This is a genomic window from Chryseobacterium salipaludis (assembly GCF_022968825.1).
GTDB classification, from domain to species: domain Bacteria; phylum Bacteroidota; class Bacteroidia; order Flavobacteriales; family Weeksellaceae; genus Kaistella; species Kaistella salipaludis.
On the sequence record NZ_JALHKS010000003.1, the window covers coordinates 361,060 to 379,962 of the forward strand.

At 41.3% G+C, this 18,903-nt stretch carries 17 protein-coding genes; 7 read left to right on the forward strand and 10 right to left on the reverse strand.

Going from position 1 to position 18,903, the window contains the following annotated elements; translation table 11 throughout:
* Nucleotides 1-216: 216 nt before the first annotated feature.
* Nucleotides 217-1,143, forward strand: coding sequence for a hypothetical protein (locus MVI27_RS07195; RefSeq protein ID WP_246960135.1), 927 nt, complete (start codon nucleotides 217-219; stop codon nucleotides 1,141-1,143).
* Nucleotides 1,144-1,217: 74 nt separating this feature from the next.
* Entirely contained in the window at nucleotides 1,218-1,664 is a 447-nt protein-coding gene (locus MVI27_RS07200; protein ID WP_246960136.1) for a hypothetical protein, read from the forward strand.
* Nucleotides 1,665-2,346: 682 nt separating this feature from the next.
* Here MVI27_RS07200 and MVI27_RS07205 read toward each other — a convergent pair.
* The 7 genes from MVI27_RS07205 to MVI27_RS07235 are packed head-to-tail and all read right to left on the reverse strand — an operon-like array spanning nucleotide 2,347 to nucleotide 12,180.
* Entirely contained in the window at nucleotides 2,347-2,685 is a 339-nt protein-coding gene (locus MVI27_RS07205; protein ID WP_246960137.1) for a hypothetical protein, read from the reverse strand.
* A gap of 30 nt (nucleotides 2,686-2,715) precedes the next feature.
* Nucleotides 2,716-4,191: an McrC family protein gene (locus MVI27_RS07210; RefSeq protein WP_246960138.1), complete on the reverse strand. Its 1,476-nt coding sequence runs from the start codon at nucleotides 4,189-4,191 to the stop codon at nucleotides 2,716-2,718.
* The gene (locus MVI27_RS07215) at nucleotides 4,188-5,963 is read right to left on the reverse strand and encodes an AAA family ATPase (RefSeq protein ID WP_246960139.1); all 1,776 of its coding nucleotides are present in this window, start codon (nucleotides 5,961-5,963) and stop codon (nucleotides 4,188-4,190) included. The genes MVI27_RS07210 and MVI27_RS07215 overlap by 4 nt, the downstream gene beginning before the upstream one ends.
* Before the next feature lie 21 nt (nucleotides 5,964-5,984).
* A complete protein-coding gene (locus MVI27_RS07220) occupies nucleotides 5,985-6,215 on the reverse strand; it encodes a hypothetical protein (RefSeq protein WP_246960141.1) in 231 nt (76 codons plus the stop codon).
* Nucleotides 6,216-6,222: 7 nt separating this feature from the next.
* Entirely contained in the window at nucleotides 6,223-7,494 is a 1,272-nt protein-coding gene (locus tag MVI27_RS07225; protein WP_246960143.1) for a restriction endonuclease subunit S, read from the reverse strand.
* Entirely contained in the window at nucleotides 7,487-9,103 is a 1,617-nt protein-coding gene (locus tag MVI27_RS07230) for an HsdM family class I SAM-dependent methyltransferase (RefSeq protein WP_246960145.1), read from the reverse strand. The genes MVI27_RS07225 and MVI27_RS07230 overlap by 8 nt, the downstream gene beginning before the upstream one ends.
* 2 nt (nucleotides 9,104-9,105) lie before the next feature.
* Nucleotides 9,106-12,180, reverse strand: a complete 3,075-nt coding sequence (locus tag MVI27_RS07235; RefSeq protein WP_246960146.1) for a type I restriction endonuclease subunit R — start codon at nucleotides 12,178-12,180, stop codon at nucleotides 9,106-9,108.
* 643 nt (nucleotides 12,181-12,823) lie between these two features.
* Between MVI27_RS07235 and MVI27_RS07240 the strand changes: the two genes are divergently transcribed.
* The 4 genes from MVI27_RS07240 to MVI27_RS07255 all read left to right on the forward strand — a co-directional run bounded on the left by MVI27_RS07240 (nucleotide 12,824) and on the right by MVI27_RS07255 (nucleotide 16,409).
* Nucleotides 12,824-14,281: a hypothetical protein gene (locus MVI27_RS07240; RefSeq protein WP_246960147.1), complete on the forward strand. Its 1,458-nt coding sequence runs from the start codon at nucleotides 12,824-12,826 to the stop codon at nucleotides 14,279-14,281.
* 531 nt (nucleotides 14,282-14,812) lie between these two features.
* Nucleotides 14,813-15,094, forward strand: coding sequence for a type II toxin-antitoxin system TacA family antitoxin (locus tag MVI27_RS07245; protein WP_246960148.1), 282 nt, complete (start codon nucleotides 14,813-14,815; stop codon nucleotides 15,092-15,094).
* Entirely contained in the window at nucleotides 15,091-15,585 is a 495-nt protein-coding gene (locus tag MVI27_RS07250; protein ID WP_246960149.1) for a GNAT family N-acetyltransferase, read from the forward strand. Before MVI27_RS07245 ends, MVI27_RS07250 begins: the two co-directional genes overlap by 4 nt.
* A gap of 287 nt (nucleotides 15,586-15,872) precedes the next feature.
* Nucleotides 15,873-16,409: a GNAT family N-acetyltransferase gene (locus MVI27_RS07255; protein WP_246960150.1), complete on the forward strand. Its 537-nt coding sequence runs from the start codon at nucleotides 15,873-15,875 to the stop codon at nucleotides 16,407-16,409.
* Between the two features lie 114 nt (nucleotides 16,410-16,523).
* On the opposite strand, the gene MVI27_RS07260 is transcribed toward MVI27_RS07255, so the two are convergent.
* The 3 genes from MVI27_RS07260 to MVI27_RS07270 form a co-directional block, all read right to left on the reverse strand.
* Nucleotides 16,524-16,772, reverse strand: coding sequence for a DDE-type integrase/transposase/recombinase (locus tag MVI27_RS07260; protein WP_246960151.1), 249 nt, complete (start codon nucleotides 16,770-16,772; stop codon nucleotides 16,524-16,526).
* Nucleotides 16,773-16,846: 74 nt separating this feature from the next.
* Nucleotides 16,847-17,056, reverse strand: a complete 210-nt coding sequence (locus MVI27_RS07265; protein WP_246960152.1) for an IS3 family transposase — start codon at nucleotides 17,054-17,056, stop codon at nucleotides 16,847-16,849.
* A 47-nt stretch (nucleotides 17,057-17,103) separates the two neighbouring features.
* Nucleotides 17,104-17,403 (reverse strand): transposase, encoded by a 300-nt coding sequence (locus MVI27_RS07270; protein WP_246960153.1) that lies wholly within the window; start codon nucleotides 17,401-17,403, stop codon nucleotides 17,104-17,106.
* Nucleotides 17,404-17,746: 343 nt separating this feature from the next.
* Here MVI27_RS07270 and MVI27_RS07275 point away from each other — a divergent pair, with 343 nt between their 5' ends.
* Nucleotides 17,747-18,646, forward strand: coding sequence for a DMT family transporter (locus MVI27_RS07275; protein WP_246960154.1), 900 nt, complete (start codon nucleotides 17,747-17,749; stop codon nucleotides 18,644-18,646).
* Nucleotides 18,647-18,903 lie beyond the last annotated feature (257 nt).

Genomic DNA, 18,903 nt, shown 5'->3' on the forward strand with positions numbered 1-18,903 from the left:
ACATGTAATTTTTGTTAGGGGAAGATTGTTTACTGCATCACCTGAAAATGTGTAGAAATGTATCAGGCTGAACGCTTATGATTTTTCTGAAACGTAAGTAGAAAAAATCAGGCAAAAACAGGTTTTAATCTTTACTTAAAACTACTTGTATTAAGTCATGATTATGATCTTAAAAAACGGTACTTTACAGGTTATTATTTTATACATCATATTTGAATGAAAATATTTTTTTATACCTTCTTTGCCTTCGCCGTTTGTGTCCCACTTCTTCCTTCCTGTCAATATGAAACAGCCAGTAAAAGTCTGCTCGCAAAAATACCGGCGACACCTGCGATCGATACGTTACAAAGCAACATTCGCCCCGGCGAAAAACTGCAGCTGGGCACAATATATACGGATGACCTCGAATACATCAGTTTTTCAGATGATTATGATGACTCTTATATGCTCTTTAAAAAGGGCAAAGATTCAGTCTCGCTCATTTATAATGAAGAGCAGCCGACCTTCGTGCGTGGCGACCGTTTGCGCGTTCGGTGGAAGATGGATAGTTTGCGCCCGGCCGGAGATCCTGAATTTCTGGACTTTGTTCCATTTGTTGTTTCTGCAAAAGTTGTTCAGCCGCTTCAGTTAAAAAATCATAATACTAAAGTTTTGTGGCGGAATAAGGAAAGCGCGTATCATGACCTGGAGCTTAACCAAGATTACTTAAAAAACATCACTGATCCGGAAAAAGCGGCGCTCGGTTATGTTGCGACTTTTATTGGAAACGATTGCGACTGGGACGGCGACAGCACAGAGAATTTAAAATGCAAAATCATTTCAGCGGTTGGTCTCGGTTCTCAATGTTCCACGAAGCATCTGGAATTTCTACGGCATTGGTTTCGGGAAGATAACAATATTTTGAAAGAGCTGGAGAACTGCCCTACAGTTCCTATTACCGCGACCGTCCAGGAAAGCTTTGATGAGATCTATATGAAGGTAGAGGGCAAACGGATTATCGTTTCGTATAAAGCGAGCGGCGTGAATTTGCGCGAAGAGCAAGGCTGGAGCTGGTCTGAAGAACAAGTGTTTGATTTTAAAGAGGGACGGCTGGCACTGGTGAGTAAAAAGAAGTCGGATGTGAAAAAGGAAATGTTTAAGTAAAAGTTTCACGCCGAATCATTACAAAAATGAAAAACTGGACAAATCTAATTTTAAAAACTCTGTGGTGCGCTGGCATGGCAGTCCTGATTTTTATCAACAGTTGCACAAAGGAAAGTTCGGAGACTTATAAAGAGAATACGATCGTGTATGACGATTACCTTAAGAGCACTTCCTGGCAGATTGCGGGTGCTCGGTTAATCGGATTGGCGGAAGTAAATAAAGAATATCTGTTACAACGCGAAAATAAAAATTCTTCTCCCTGGAATTTTACCGCGATCATTTTCGATGAAACAGAAAAATTTAAGAGTTACAGCAGCTGGGAATGCAGATATGACTGTTTTATTTCCATAACTGATGTGTATGCATTTATTGCCAGAAATAAAATCAGGTTGTCCACCGGACGTATTGAACGAAATGGTTTGTGTGAAGTGCCAACTGAACTGTTTAAAGATAAATTAAGCAGCGAGTATGAAATCTTGCGCAAAAGCAAAGACAGCGTATTTCTTGTGAGCATTACGTAATTCAGTTGAGAATTCTGAAAACTGCACCGTATGCAACTGTAATTTTACAGCAGCGTACCGTATTTAAAGTTCCTATTTTGAATAATCCAAATGGCATCGAAACCTTCGGCCGAAATACGAAAAGAAAATTTGCACTTATTCAGATGGCACGTCAAACGAGGATGAAGCTGAAGAGTAGTACATTTAACACATATATCAGCGACCCTATAAAGCAGTAGGACCCGGCAAAAACCGGCAAAATCGGCATGAATATACCGGTATGCCCTTCCATGCATTACCCATGCACTATCCATGCTTAGGATTGGGCTTTGGGTGGGCTTTGGGTGGGTTGGGGATTTTGATGGATTTTTTTTGTGAATGTTGATTTATTGAAACCTTCAAGGTTTAAAAAACCTTGAAGGTTTGACGGTGTTATGTTACGGAAGATTTCACAAAAAGCAATATACAATGCCGCTGAATTTATGATGAATCGTTTACATAACAGCCATTACTCAAAATAATTTATCTTTCAATACTGTTTAGCGCTCGCTTCGCTCGCGCAGTTGCGATTTTAAAACATCTCGTAGAAATCCCGAATCAACATATAAAATATAACCTAACCGGGTTCAATGATTGCTCACGGAAAAGTTAAAATAATTTCAGCCCGTCGGGCTTTGCAAGCGTTGTTCTTTTTGCATGGAAGTCACTCTTCTAAAAAATCAAGGCGCAGGTAATCCCGCTTGATAAAATGCTTAAAGCCTGCCACATCAGATTCCAAACCGTAACCGCCCAACCAGTGCGAATAACGATTATATAGCAGCGCTTTCAGCGAAAACGGGATTCCATCTTCTTCGCTCCACAGCGGAAGAACATCATCAATATACTCCCGTACCATGGCGCTACTTTCATCACGCATCTCATCGCGCTGGACCCACATTCGTTCGTAGTCCCAAATGAGGCGTTCATTGTTTTCATTAGTATCGGGTTCTGTGTCGGGGCCTTTATAAAAGCGGGTGAAAGCAAAAAGAGGGTTTATCGGCATATCGAAAGAAAATTAATGGTTATTGGTTAATTAAATAACCGGTAGTGCAACTCCCATTTTATAAACTTGATGGTAGGCTTTGATTGCAAAGGGAGAATCATCTTTATTATCATTTATTAATCTGTACATGCTGTCAAGGTTCAGAATTTCAAAATTATCTGACATGGTGGGATAAATAATCAAACAAGCTATGTTCCGGTCATCGTGTAAATCCAGTCCTACTTCCTGCCGAACTTTCCTTAACCTTGCATAACCCGAAACCTGCCGGATGTCGTGATGAATGTGGCTGTGCTGGTAATGAAGTTTATATTTTGCATCGATGATCATCGAGTTTGCTCCGTCTTTCACCAGAAGATCCAGGTAGTTGCCATAGGTGCCAAACTGATAGATGATTTTGTTCTGAGCGGATGGATTTGCTTTTAAAAGTTTATGATAGACAAACAATTCAAAAAGCAGGGGCATATCGATCCAGAAGGGCGGCGTTTTAACTTTGAGCTCAGCGGTATTCGATATGTTATAAGAATACTTTTTTAAAATATGGCTGCCAAGTTGAATCGCTTCCTTGTATTCCTGAAAGAACGGGTTATATTTTATATTTTTTAAATCTGTTTCTCTGACGTCATCAGACACGTGCTCGAAAGCGGGACGACAGTAATTAATGATGTGCAGCAATTCCTCCTCGAATGTAGAATGCGTTTTATTCCCACTGTTCCGTTTAAAAAACACCTTGTCATTTCGCACATAATGTGTTGCGAAAGTTAACACCTTCTTTAAAAAGCGATTTTCTAACGTGTCTGAGCCAAATTCCTGATATCTACAAACAGTCCTGGTCATCCTGTTTCTGAGAACATTTTGCTTGATGTTCTGCCCTACTAGGATTTTACCTTTAACACGATTAGCCAGGTTTTGATCTACGGTGTAGTAGGATTTTTTCAGTCCTTTTCTAACAATAGACTTCAACAACTGTAAAAACTGGACGATCAAAAAAGGAGTCAACCGGTCGTCGCGCTGCTCAAGGATAATGGGCTCTGCTTCCCAATCAATCGTCAGTACAGCAGGAATGAAGGGAACCGTATAGGGATTTCCGGCCAATTCAAGCAACATGCGGAGATAATCTACCTCAGCCATAGCTTCCTCTGAGGCAGGTTCGTCGTACGGGTTGTCATCTTCGCGCGTTTTCTGATGATCAAATTCATCTGTTTCAGTTTTTTTGACGAAAGAAGAAATGGCCGAGGTGTTCAGTTTAGGCTCTACCTGAACAAATTTTTCACCTTCAATTAACCAGTCAACACCTACATAATAATCCGCTCTCAACTCGCAAGTATGCTCTTTTAAGCTGAGATGAAAAGGATAAATGTTTCGGCCATGCTCGGATTTAAAGGCTTTGATTTTATTTGCATCCAGTTTTGCGAAAAGGTCATCAGCAAACGCTAAATCATTTTCTGCACCGGCATGATCTCCCCTGATAATGGTTTGGATTTTATGTTCTGAAAGCAGAATTTTCATACCTGTTTCTTAAGTGACCGGATATAGTCCAGAATGGGCTGCTCTCCTACTTTTCCCAGTAAAATTCCATCCTGCACATATTCTTCCAAAATGGGTAGTACTTCATACTGCATTTTAAGATCAAAAAGTTTATCCCGCTCTTCTTCATTTTGTGCCTCTGATTTTTTTACAATGAAATAACTGTGGCCAATCTGCACAGCGTTTATTTCAAATTCGGGACTTATATTCTGATCCGTAAAAAGACTTGCTACCAGCTGGAAATCATTTTTGTTGAAGTATATTTCCTCATTATCTTCTAATTCTTCCGGCAAGACGTCCACAAAAGCAAATCTTCTCCTAATCGCATAATCTATATGACCTACACTTCGATCGGCGGTATTCATAGTGCCGATGATGTAGAGGTTAGGTGGTAAAACAAGCTGTGCTGAACCGTCAACTTCATACATGCTTTCTACAGGTTCATTGCGGTATTCCAAAGCGTAAATTAGTTCTCCTAAAACCGAGGAAAGATTGGCGCGGTTGATCTCGTCGATAATCAACACGTAATTTTTTAATTGTGTACTCTCAGACTTGTTGTCTGCTACTTTATAATTGGCTTTGAACTCGTAAAATCGCTCGGCAACTTTTAAAAAGTAAGTTGCATGTTGCCGGGTAAGTTCTTCCAGTGCAGTCATTTTTTTAATCTCCTGCCGTTCCCTAATGTCAGCTTCAATGATTTGTTTCAATTCTGAAAACTTCATATTCAGCCCTTTCTGATGAGCTACCCAGTTATCGCCTTTGTACTTAAACCTGGTTTCATCTGCCGCAAAAAGGTAAACCGCATCAGTGATTGGGTATTTATGGTTGACATCCAACGCCATTTCGTCCTTTACATATTCTATAAAGGCTTCAAAAACATCTGATACCGGTGAAATAGGACTTTTTTGTGTCGCATTCTTATAGTTTGCGAGAGCAGCTTCAGCAAAGGCAGCCAGTGTTTTGTTCTCGGCTTCATAAACAATTCCGTCGCCCTCAGGATTGGGTTTTGAAACGATCCCACGTACAAAATCTTCATAGGTATAACTGGGATGTAACTGCACAAGTTTAAACTGCGTATTATCGGCTAAATCATCTACACTTTCCAAGCGTAACATTTCTTTTGCTATTAGTTTAGCCTGGCGGGTTTTTCCGGTGCCGGGAGGACCTTGCAGAATAATTTGTTTTTTATGCTCCAGTACTTCTTTAAATTTATTGACAGTCTTCATCTGCTCCTTGATTATTTCATTTTTCTTCAGCACTTCATATTTACTAATAAAAGAGTGAAAAAAGTCCTTTAGGTGCTCTGTAATTATTTCTCCCTCGAACAATTTTAACATTTCGATTGTATAAACCTTGCCGGTATTTGTTCGTCGCGTTGGTTTCTCCCAATAGATGAATTCATCCTGATATAATCCTACGATTTCACCGTTGTTCCACGATGCTAGAATATTAATTCCGGTATCCTGCCAGTTTAAATAGCATTTTACAGACGCATATGAACCATAATTACTTTGAATATTAATACAAATTTTTCCATCTGGATACGTGTCCCACGATTGAACTTGCTGCTGAATTGCTGCCCCATTCCACCCTTGTCCGCTCGTCTTGAAGTTTCCATTATCAACCAACGGCTTTATATACCTTTCATAACCCCTTCCCATTGAATTTTGGTTTGAAATATATTCTAAATGAGCTACAAAATACTCTAAAAGATTTTTAAATCTTACAAATTCAGACTTGTTATTTACTTTCATAATTACTTGATAGCCTGATATTTATTCAAAATCATAACGATTGGAATCGGAACTACCAAAATCATTTGAGGATAACCTGACTCCGGCAAGTTTAGCTGCTTCTGTTACCAGCAGTTTAAAAGGGTACTCTTTATTGTTTATAAGTATTGCATATGTACTTCCCTCCCGACTCTTCGGTATACCATTTTTATTTATTTCAAGAACTGCGTTATCAACTAACTCTTTTGTTAAAAAACTAAGTTTTTGATCCATTTATATTTTATTGACTTTTGTATTTTGTTCTCTCCTCCGCCACCATACCCTTTTCCTCCACCTCACCTACCGTTACCTGCCCATTCATCAACATCGGCAACAACCAATCCCGTAATTGCGCGAGTTCTTGGTTTTGGTTTTGATTAGTTACAATTTTCTGCAGGAAGCGATCAAATAACTTCTTCGATTTCTCCGCAACTGTTTTAGTAGGAACTAGAATATTCAATCTTTTTAGATCCTTGTCGCTAAGATGGCCTACCGTTGTTCTGGAAACAGATTTCTCCCTCAGTTTTATATATGGTTCAATCTGATACCTAACTAACATATTGGGAATATTTTTTTCCTTAATCATTACAACCCGCTGATTTAAATAACAACCATTTTTTGACCAATAATTGATATGGAAATTTCCATCCATTCCAATAAGTAGATCACCTTTACTAATTAAATATTTTTCATCAACATTATTTTCTGAGGAATAATTAGATATTGAATTCTCCAGAATATCTCTAATTCTTATAACTGGTACGCCACATTCATCAGCATTAAAAAACTGCGTACTAAATGGGAAACCGTATTGCACTTTTGCTACATCAAAAATATTCTTCACCTCCCACCCCTCAGGAATCTCCCTTTTCAGCACCTCATGATACACCATTTTTCTGCCGGAAGATTTGTAAGGTTTCCCGCTTTCATCGGGAAAATCAAACTGCACAAACCAATAATCATACAGCGTTTTGGCCAACGCTTCCAACTCCGCATTGATTTGATTGTTGAGTTCTATTTTGTCATCTAAAGCAGAAAGAACCGCGGCAATTTTTTTTTGATCAAATTTTGATTTCGGAACAAGAATTTCTTGCCGTTTTAATGCACCTTCATTTACACGTTTCCGTCCTGAAGTTCCTTCCATACAACTTATTGCTCTGTCTCTAAAAATAGGACTTCGCGCTAGATAATAGATAAACTTAGCATCTGAATAATCATTCTCGCGTAAAACGATAAACTCCGAAGAACCAAATGCCACTTCATCTTCATTGAGAACATCAACTAAAGCAGTCTTTCCGTTTTCTAAGCATGGAGTAATTTTAGCTACCACTGTATCGTCGTTTCTAAACTTAGGTCCAGCACTGTATACTGCATACTCAGAGCCTACAATTTTCCGCTGAAACGTTCCCAGTTTGTCCATTGAAATTTTTCGGGCAACTACACCTTTCTTAATCGTCTCTGCAGGATTAAAATCAATGAATTCTCCGATCGATATTTGAATCCAATTATTCATACCTCAATCCCTGTAATTGTTTCTGAATTTCATTATCCAAACTATTCCCCTGCTCAAACAAATCTGCCAAGCGGCTTTCAAATCCACTCATCTTTTCTGCAAATTCTTCGGGTGTAATATCCACATACTCAATTTTTACCTCAAAATACTGCCCGGCCGAAAAGGAATAATTCTTTGCTGCAATTTCTTCTTTGGAAACCACCACCGACAGATCTTCCACTGCAGTTTTGCTGTTGAAGGTTTCCACAATCCGCGCTTCCTCATCACGGGTCAGCACGGTGCGCTGGTTTTTGCCTTCCTTGATGGTTTCGCCCAGTTTGGAGGCATCCATTAAAATAATATGTTCGCTGTCGGCCTCCTTGTCCAGAAAAACCACGGAGACATTGGTGCCGGTACTCGCAAAAATATTGCTCGGCATGCTTACCACGCCGCGTAGCCAGCCGTTGGTAATCAGGCGCTCACGGATTTTTTTTTCAATGCCGCTTTGCGCGGTAATGAAACCGGTGGGCACTACAATAGCCGCCTTGCCGGTATCGCTGAGGTTGTACATAATGTGCTGAATGAACAGCAGGTAGATGGCCATGGATTCCTTCTTGGCCTTCGGAACATTCGGGATGCCGGCAAAGAAGCGTTTCTTGAAGGCGTCTTTGTCCAGCTCCTTGTGGAAATCGGAGAAATCCAGCTTGAACGGCGGATTGCTCACAATATAATCAAACTTCGTATCCAGATAAAACGGATGCGCAATGGTGTTGGTCTTGATAATGTTCGGGATGGAATGCGTAAGTCCGTTCAGCACCAGGTTCAGGCGGAGCATATTGCTCGACTTCTGGGAGATATCTTCGGAATAAATCATACAGTTTTCCTCGCCAATCTTGTGCGCCAGGCTCATGAGTAAAGTTCCCGAGCCCGCACTCGGATCGTACACTTTCACGCCTTTCACGGGTTCGGGTACCATAATATTGGCCATAATCCGGGCTACGGCATGCGGCGTGTAATATTCGGCGTATTTACCACCGGAATCGGTATTGTAATCTTTAATCAGGTATTCGAAAATAGTGGCGAAGAAGTCGTATTTCTCCTTAAACATTTCCTCGAAACTGAATTCGAACAGTTTATTGATGAGTGCTTTGGCAAATGCATCCCGCTGCGAGGAATCGGAGATAAACTGCGTAAGCTCATCGAAGAGGGTATCCTTGGCTCCGGAAAAGGATTTCACCGAAAAGACTTCGGCATTCTCAATACTGATCTGGCGCAGCGTATCGTCGAATAGCTTGGCAAAATCGTCGTCGTTCTGCTTAGTGAACAGATGCGAAATAAGATGGTACGGCTGCAGCCGCGGAACATTAGGATCCAGACTGCCCAATAAAAAGGCGTACTCATCCTCGTCCATATTTTTCAGTTTGTCGGTAAACTTTTTATCATCTGCAAGTTCCGGCTTTTCTTTTTTTACTTCATACCGAAACTTGTCGTTCAGGAATTTATAAAGGAAAACCTGGGTAATAATTTTAAATTCGTTGCCGTCATTTCCCAAACCATAATTGGCACACACACTTTTCAGATTGTCTATGAGTGCTTTGGTCTTGGTCATGAAGCTGATGTCCTGCGTCATGGTTATCTGGATTGGTATAGTTGAATGTATTCGTTCAAAATCAAATGATTGATGTTTTCGGTAGTAGCGTAATCGAGTGAAATATTTTCTTTTTTCTTAAACTCGCTGATGACCACCTGCATCAGGTATTTTTTAAAGAAGGCTTCGTTTTTCAGAATATCTTCCTGGCCTTCCAGCTTTTGGTCCACCTGTGATTTCACCTGCATCAGCGCGCGGTGCAGCTGCATTTCCTTTGCGTTGAGCAAGGGTTTTTCGCTCAGTCTTTTATGTATGCGGGCATATTTTTCATCGTTTTCATACTTAGCCCGGATCAGTGCATTCTTGCGGTTGAGTTCTTTGGCGCGGTCATAAATCTTTTCCAGCAGATGCATGTTCTCCACCATATCAGCCTGCGTAACATCGCTGAGATTTTTCTTTTTGAAAATTCGCTCGAGTTCCTCCCTTAAAGTAATAAACTGCGGATCATGCTGGTCAATATTGAGCTGCAGGGATTCGCGGGTTTTGCGCAGGATATTTTTAAAGTCGTCGGCGAGTACCAATTCGTTTTCCGAAACTTTAATAAACTGGAAAACAATATCTTCTAACGCCGCATTCAGAAGATTGCGCGAAGTTTCCTCGTTGCCGATGCTTTCCACAAAATTCAGATTGTCGAGGCGGTTCTGCGCCTCGGTAAGCAAGCGGTTCCAGATTTCAAAATCGCCCTCACCGTTCAGTGTTTCGTAACCGTTTACGGCAATAATATTTTTGAGTTCCCTCGCCAGACGCAGGGCCTTGATGAGTTTCATCAGCTCTCCTTTGTTGGTAATCTGCTCAATCTGCTGTGAAAAAATTTCTTTGTTCTGTGTATCATAATGAAAAAGGGTTTCCCGGATTTCTTCCAGATCCTTTTTAATTTCTGCTTCAGATTTGAAGAGGTAGGAATACATTTCCATTTCATCGCCCAACTGCTCCTGCAGTTCGTCAAAATACATTTTGTTGGTCTTGTCGAACTCCCTGGAAATATCCGCAAAATCGACCACATAGCCGTATTTGTATTTTTTGTAAGGCCTGTTGACACGGGTTAAGGTCTGCAACAGATTATGATCCTGAATGACTCTGGCCAGATACAGCTTTTTCAACCGGCTGGAATCGAAACCGGTGAGCAGCATATTATACACAAAGAGCAAGTCGACCTTTGCCTTTTTATAAGCGGTAATCAGTTCTTTCCGCGTCAGTTTATCATTTTCATCATGCAGGATGAGTGCCGCCGTAAGTTGGGGTTCCTCGTGTCTGCCATACCTCGCAGGCGCTTCCGCTACCATCAGCACACTGGCATCGGTTTCCTGAGTGCCGTATTTTTCTTCAAACTGCCGGAAGAGTTCTTTGGCCTGCGCCGCGGAATCGCATACCACCATTCCGCCTAATGAAGTGTCCTCCTCATCACGGCGGAACTGAATCAAATCTTTAACGATATAGTCCAACAGCGGTTCGGCAAATTTGGGATGAGCATACAGATCAGACTTTTTGATCTCACCCTGCAGAACCTTGATCTGATCCATTACTTCCTGCATGTGCATTCTGAAATTACCGCGAATTTCTTCACGAATCAGCCGCAGCGTATAGCCGTCGGCAATGGACATGTTATAGTAATATTTATGGAAGTAATTCCCAAACAGCATTTTAGAATCATATTCCTTGGCCACTTCCTTCAGCAAAGGTGTTCCGGTTAAGGCGATGATAATGGCTTGTTTATCTGAATTGATCAGGCTTGCCAGATAGCTGCCTTTTGGATTATAACTTCGGTGTGCTTCGTCAAGAAAATAAATGCGCTGCACATTGATGTCATACTCGGGATACTCGATCACCGTCGCATCATCACTGAACTTCTGTATGTTCACCACACTCACCTCCGGAATGCCACTGTCATTATGTAATGCTCCGACCGTCTTCAGATCTTTAATGAATTCCTGTTTAGAGTTCACGGTTTTAACTTTCAGACCACGGTTGCTGAATTCCGTTGAGGCCTGGACCAAAAGATCAAGCCGGTCCACTATGAAATAGAATTTCGGGATGGTATCTTTCGTCTGAAAGTAATCGGTCAGGTGCTTTACATTAAAGTAGGCCAGCGCGGTCTTGCCGCTCCCCTGGGTATGCCAGATAATGCCCTTGCGCTGCCCCACATCCAGTTTTGAGGCGATCGCCTGTGTAGCAAAAAGTTGCGGATAGCGCATAATATGTTTCTGCCAATAAATCTTACCATTATCTTCTGTCTCCACATAGGCAATGCCGTATTGCAGAATAAACTTCAGTCTTTCCCGGCTAAACAGCGAGGTAAGCATTCTGTGCGTGGGAGAATTGGGATTTTTATTAGTGGCAAACTCCGGATTATGCCGGATCACCATCAGGTGATTGTCTTTCAGAATGGAAATTTCCTGATCTTCGCTAACATCCAGCATTCGTTGCTGCACCGGATAGTCGGGATCTTCGCGGAAATAATTAAAATGCAGGTCGCTGTATGCAGAAGTGGCGTAAAAAGCACCGTACACCGGGTCCACTATGCCATCTTCGTACTCCATGTTGTTGGAGAAGACCATCAGTTGGGTAATATTGGCAAAATTTCGGAAATACTTATTCTTAAAGCGGGAATTGATGCGGTTGCGCTCTGCAATCACGCCTTCCTTGTTGTGCGGCTTCTTTACTTCAATAAAGGCGAGCGGCATGCCATTTATCAGAAGGGTGATATCGGGTCTGAACTCTTCGTCCCCGTTTTTGCAGGTGAGTTCGGTGGTAACGTGAAAACTGTTGTTATCGAAATTCCGAAAGTCGATCAGTTTTATGCCGGAAGTGGCGGTCAGCCTTTCATAAAATTTCTTTCCCAAGTCTTCATAATCCAACTCAAGATTGATTTCGTCTAAGATTCTTTCGATTTCCTCTCTGTCCGTATCCGGATTGATGCGCAGCAGACTTTCTACAAAAATATCTTTAAAAATATTATGGTCTTCGATTCTTATTTGAGCCACGGCTGGAATATACTGATAGCCAAGTCGCATGAGATGCAGAATAGCCGGAATTTTGACGCGGGAATTTTCGTTGAACATCAATTGGTTTTATTATAGGCTTGTAAATATAATAAATGAATCAGTACAGCATTCAATCCTCAGGAGAGATATCTCATGAATGTGCAATAAATCAGGTATCCTCACTTCTGCGCAAAATGCCGGATAATCACAGTCCGATATAATTAATAAAAGTAGGTGCGCGACCTGTCTACATTTCAAACAGTGAGTACCGCCTTACCGAACCGCGGCAAGTGCGTACCATCAGATTGCAGTCCGCACCCAGTGCATTTGTTGAAAGCTAGAGGCTGACAAAATTAAAAGCGCGGCAGCCTGCCATGATAAAAGGTTACTTACTTTCAGACGTCAGCAATCTACACTCTGTCAATCAATATTATGGGGGGGGGGGGGTGTCGAATTAGATTATTACGTACATTTGAGTGTAATCACAAAGTTTTTTTTTAAATGAATAATAAAAAACTTTACAGAAAGGTCAATACAAAAACATATAACGTACATCATAACTTCAGAAATAGTTTTAAACTACAACTCATAACTGACGAGCATTTAGTTACGAACATAAAAAGTCACAGGACCTGCTAACGTCCGTGCTGCCGCGCTTCAGACAGAATAATAGTTAGTCTGCAGTGAAGGATATTACATTAACCTAAAAATTTTAGAACTCATGCGTACACTCTCTTTCCTTTTGCTGCTGCTCTTTACCATCCGCGCGCAGGCCCAGACTGACTTAGTTCCGGAAGGACTCTGGAAAATTGAATCCGTAAACGCTTCCGGCGACTATGTGCTGCGAAAACTGACGGACGGGGAGCAAGACCGGGAAAAAACTGTTGACTATGTTGAATTTAAATACGGAAAGGAATTTACGTTACAGCAAAAATGCCTCTTTACAGAAGGACTGTATGCGGCAGAAGGTAAAACGCTCACGCTGACGAGCTACCGCGCGCAGTCGCCCCTCGAATGTAAAATGAATAGCTTTGCGAAGGCAGTGTATGAGGTGGAGCGTACCGGTGCACACATGAAATGGAAACTGCAAAAAAAGGAAACGTCTGACGAAACACACGCAGGTTTGGTTAAATTTATCCTCCCGGACGATCCGATGGTTCACCGGGCGCAATACCGGAAATATGCCGGACTGTACGGCGGTAACGATGGTCTTGCTTTATTTGAGGACGGCACCTTTCTGCTCTATGGGTACGCCACTGCCATTCCCGGGCGTTATTATTTTGAGGGTGATCTGCTGCATTTTTACCTTAATCGCCCGCCAACTTTTGAGGTGTTCGCTACCCACAATCCAGAGCTGGGCAACAAAATGCGGGCTGAATTTACGGGGTTTGAAGACAATGAAACGTATCTTCAGTTAGACATGCAGCCGCTGCGTCGGGTCTTTAATGAAGATGCCAACTGTTTCGACGCTCCCTTTGTGGCAAACTTCCCGGAGCTGGCGGACCATTTTACTTTTTATCATAGGGATTTTTTAGCTGAGGATGAAGATCCGATGCTGTTCAAATATCGCTACGAAAATAAAGCGCAGTACAATGATTTTATTTTCAATTATAACAAAACGCTGCCAGATTATCTGGACGTTACAGCCGTATTAAATGACGATGAGAAATCCGGCCACACCCGATTATTGTACATGAGCTACGGTCAGGGTGATGCACTGACACGGGCACAGATTTCCAGTGATAATGAAAACTGGAAGGAGCTGATCAACCTGAAAGAAAAAATAGCGCGTGCGGCAGAATCGCCGGCAGTTTTTGCAAATAAACATTACAAACCCTTTAGAGCTGCCGACGAAACATTGTACCAATACAACCAAAACAAAAACCAATATATCCACAAAAACGCTGCGGCCAATGCGGCGTATTTTAAGAGCGATCCTTACGCTGACGACAGATACCTGCGCAAATATGACAGACAACAAACAGTTTCAATGGGTACGGGTACACTTACCAACGTTGCAAAAAAACCGATATTTTATACTTTGTGTGAAGATCCAGAAAACAGTTACAAGTCTGAGCTGACGAAGGTAAACAATGCTTCATCGGCAAAAGATAAAACTTTCATTACTGAGCCGTTGCCGCTATCTCTGCCGGCTGCTAAGGTTAAGAGGAAAGAATAAATTTTAACAGATGGTTGCTTGGATGCGGACATTGTGCTTTTGGGTGTACCCTCTTTACATACGGTTAAAGAAAATTTCACAGGGTTTTATTTCTGATTATTGTCTTAATCTAATCACTGAGGTGAAAATTACCAAGCAGATGCATACATTGACGGGCCTTACAGCCGTTGTTTTCTGTCGCAGACCTTTTGGAGGAGGCAGCTAAGTAACTGGTGAGCTGTACGGGAGTAGAAGTTCACCGATATAAAGACTGAGAAACCGTTCCAGCGCTGTGGCTTTACATAAATAGCTGCCGTGCGAAGTGTTCTTACCTTTTAGGTATATTTTCGTTGGCATAAAACGAGGAAAACCTTCACCGCTTAGCAAGGTATTTAATCGGATTTCTTATATTTCAAATACTGTTTTTCTTAGACTCTGTCAGTACTTCGGTACGATTACATCTACCGGTACGGAACATTAACGTACATAATAATCTTTGGTACGGAAATTTCACGTACCTTTGCAAAAACATTTTGAGCGATGAGTACAACAATGAAAGACCAGGCAAGATTTGATGCAAGACTTCCGAAAGAACAAAAACAATTTTTTGAAAAAGCTGCTTACTTAGGAGGTTTCAGAAGTTTGACAGACTTCGTGATTCTGGCCGTTCAGGAAAAAGCGAAAGAAATTATACGGGAAAAAGAACAGATTATAGCCTCTGAAAAAGATGGTCAAATATTTTTTGATGCAGTTACAAACCCAAAGAAACCTTCCGCAACATTAAAAAATGCCGTAGAGGATTATAATGCCTGGGGTTCAAAATCCAAAAAATGATTGAACTGCTGAATAAAAAACACAATCGAAACCTTTTTGATTGTGGGAAAGAACTATTAAACAACTATTTAAAAGTACAGGCAGGACAGGATCTTAAAAGAAAACTCTCGGCCTGCTTTGTGTTATGCGAAAGCGAAACCGGGGCCATTCAGGGTTATTATACTCTTTCTAATAACAGTATCTTTTTGAGTAGCTTTCCGGAACAAATTCAGAAGAAACTTCCAAAATCGTACAATTATATTCCCACCACCCTACTTGGCAGATTGGCTATCGATAAAAAATATCAGGGAAAAGGAGTTGGAAAAATGCTTTTGATAGATGCACTGAAAAGAAGTTACGAAATTTCGGAGGAAATTGGCTCTTTTGCTGTGGTAGTGGATCCTATCGACGCGGAAGCCGAAAATTTTTACAAAAAATATGACTTTATTAAACTACCGGACAGCGAAAAAATGTTTATAGCGACTAAAACTTTGCAAGAACTTTTTGCGTAAACTAGGAGCAGTGCAGGCTTTCTTTTTAAATCAATCCACGATAAAAAATAAAAGCCATCTTCTGTTAAGCGTTTTGGTGCAGGTTTTTATTTCTGTCTTTGAAAACTTTCCGCTACAGGACGTCGGCTCCACCAAAGTCCTCATTTTGTACCGAAGATAAGCTTACATCCAGTTTGCAACCAACCACAATGCTTCGAAAAACAGCGGTGAGGCGATTTATTGGTAAAATAAAACTTTACAACTGAACAGTGAGGAGTATTAGCGGTAAACCATTAAAATCAATAAAGATGAACATTAAAATAGATACAACGTTAGCGCTGAGACAACTGAAATTGTCGGATGCGGCTGAAATTTTTAATACAATTGACAGCCAACGAGCGTACCTGGGAAAATGGTTGCCTTTCGTTGATTTTACAAAGGAATTAAAAGACACGGAAAACTTTGTAAACTCTATCGTCAATGCGCCGGAAGATACATTTGAATTCGTGTTTACCATCAGAAAAAACGGCGCCTTTGTCGGATTACTCGGGTTTAAGGATACAGATAAACAAAATAAAAAGACTGAAATTGGGTACTGGCTGTCGGAACCATATCAAAAACAGGGGATCGTGACAATGTGCGTAACAAAAATTTGTGATTTTGCTTTTGATGAATTAAAAATCAACAGGATTCAAATAAAGTGCGCCGTTGATAACATACCGAGCAAAAATATTCCGAAAAAATTAGGGTTTGTTTTGGAAGGAGTTGAAAGAGAGGGTGAATTACTCAGCTCAGGCAGGTATACTGATTTGGAAATATACAGTAAGTTGAAATCAGATAGATAAGGTAAGTGTCATTGGATACCTTATGTCAACACCAGTTTGGTAAAAGAGCTCCCTTCGTCTGCCTTGTCTACCCGCTTACGGATTGATTTGGTAGCATCCCACGAACTGTGTAAGTTACAAAGTAATTCTGGAAAATTTTGGGGCGATGCCGCGATTCTTGATGGCCATCTTCCAGGCCGGCAGGGAGGTTTCCTCTGCGCTCATTCCGTTACTGATGCTCCAGCCTATACATTTGCGATCGTAGAGGTCGATAATGGTCGTTAAATATAAAAAGCCTTCTCTGGTGTGGATATAGGTGATGTCCGACACCCAGACCTTTGAAACCGCTGATACCGTAAATTCTCTGTCCAATATGTTTTCCATGATCTTATGCGTATGCTGTGAATCTGTCGTTGTCCTGAACTTCCTTCCCAGCTTGCTTCGCAACCCCATCTGCTTCATGTTTTGGCCACTGTGACCCTGGAAATTTTATCTCCCTGGGCCTGCAGTTCCATCGCTATTCTCGGACTGCCGTACCGCTGCTTTTTATTAAAATAAACAGCTTTTATCTTCTCCTGAAGCAGCATGGCCCTGTGTTTTCTATCAGAAACACCGCTGCTTTTCCAGTCATAGTAACTTCTCAGGCCGATGCCCAGGACCTTACACATCTTTTCAATCGGAAATACCGTCTCGTGGTTCTTGATGAACCGGTATATCATCGATCGCTCTTGGAAAAGATGCCGATGGCCTTTTTTAAGATATCCCGTTCCAGTTCTGCGTCTTTAAGCTTCTTTTCAAGAGCTCTTATGCGCTCCTGTTCAGGCGTCTGCTTTACATGACCGTTTCCGGGAAAGCTTCCAGCTCCAAATTCCTCTTGCTCTTTACGCCATCTGTAAAGCTGTACGGGTTTTATCCCTAGCTCACGGGCAAGTTCGGAAAGGTTCTTCCTTTCTTTGCTCAATTGAACGGCTCTTTCTTTAAACGCACGGTCGTATTTCTTGCGGGTCTTTGTCATTTTCTAAGATTAAGGTTATTTATCCTTAACTTCAAATGCGGAGTAAGTTAGCAATTCCAACACTAGACTAATAACAATTACTGCAGCTAATAACTAAGCTTGGCTCTTGTCCGCAGAACGCGAGATGATTTACTGATCATCCCCTCAGCTACAGATAAAAATAATGCATTTCTAAAACTTGTTGAACGGAAGCTACGGTGGCTTACTGCGAGCTTTTGGGTAATCTACGGAGTTCTGTATTTCAAAAGCATTGAAAAACTATCGAGGGTGAGTCTAAATGCGGCCTAGTCATCAGATCCTAATCAAAAACAGTAAATTTGCAGTAATAAAAAAAAGGCGCTGTATGAAGCAATTCGTTCATAACAAATATTTTCTGCTCATTTTCATTGCCCTGATCTGGGGCTCTTCTTTTATCCTGATCAAAAAGATACTTCCAGTTTTTGACCCTTATCAAATTGGGGCTTTCCGGGGGGGACTGTCCGGCCTGCTTTTGTCGTTTATTGGATGGCCTGCTTTAAAACGAATGTCAAGGAAAGATATTTTCTGGATTGCACTATCAGGATTATTTGGCAACTTTTTGGTGGTTTTTATATTTCCTATTGCGCAACAAGGCGTAAGCAGTTCTTTAGCAGGCATCATCAATGCGTTAGACCCGATATTCACACTCATTTTAGGGGCCATGCTCTTTGGAATAAGAAACAAGGCCATACAATATGCCGGAGCAGTCATTGGGTTCATCGGAGCTATTATTTTAGTGTATTCTTCCAACTCAGGAACAGGTGAAAGTCATTTGTATTATACGATACTGCTGGTGATAGGTTCGGCACTTTATGCCGTTGCGGCGCTCATTATTGAGAAAAAACTGCCACATATAAAATCGACTGATATATCGACCGGCATTTACACAATTTGGATGGTGCCCTCCCTTTTAATCTTAGGTTTTTCGGGCTTTTTCACCGATATTGATTACAGCCACAATGAAACCGTTGTAGCGCTGGGGTATCTGGTTTTTCTGACGGTTATCAGCACCACTTTAGTAATGTTTTTGTTTTTCAAACTGGTACAGGATACCTCTGCAGTTTTCGTCAGCACCATCTCACTCCTATTGCCGGTCGTCGCCGTAATTTGGGGTATTCTTGACAAAGAGAAATTCACAGTTTGGTATGCGATCGGCGGACTATTGATCCTATTAAGTGTTTACCTGATTCGGGAAAAGAATAATAAGTCATTTGACGGTGAGTAGAAAATACGCTCAGGAGCAGTACTTGTTGCCCCACTGGCAGGAACCTTCGATAAAAACATACCACATGACCTCATACTAAATATGCTGATGGTTGACAAATTAACAATTGATAGCACGCGGCATTTCACCAGCCAACATCACCTCAATCACTCCGTTCTTGCCCATCCATTACGCCGGATTCTTAAAATTTCGATGTGCTAAGGATTTCCCTTTGCACCTTTGAAAAAAACTTGATTCTCAATCATATTTCGGTGAGG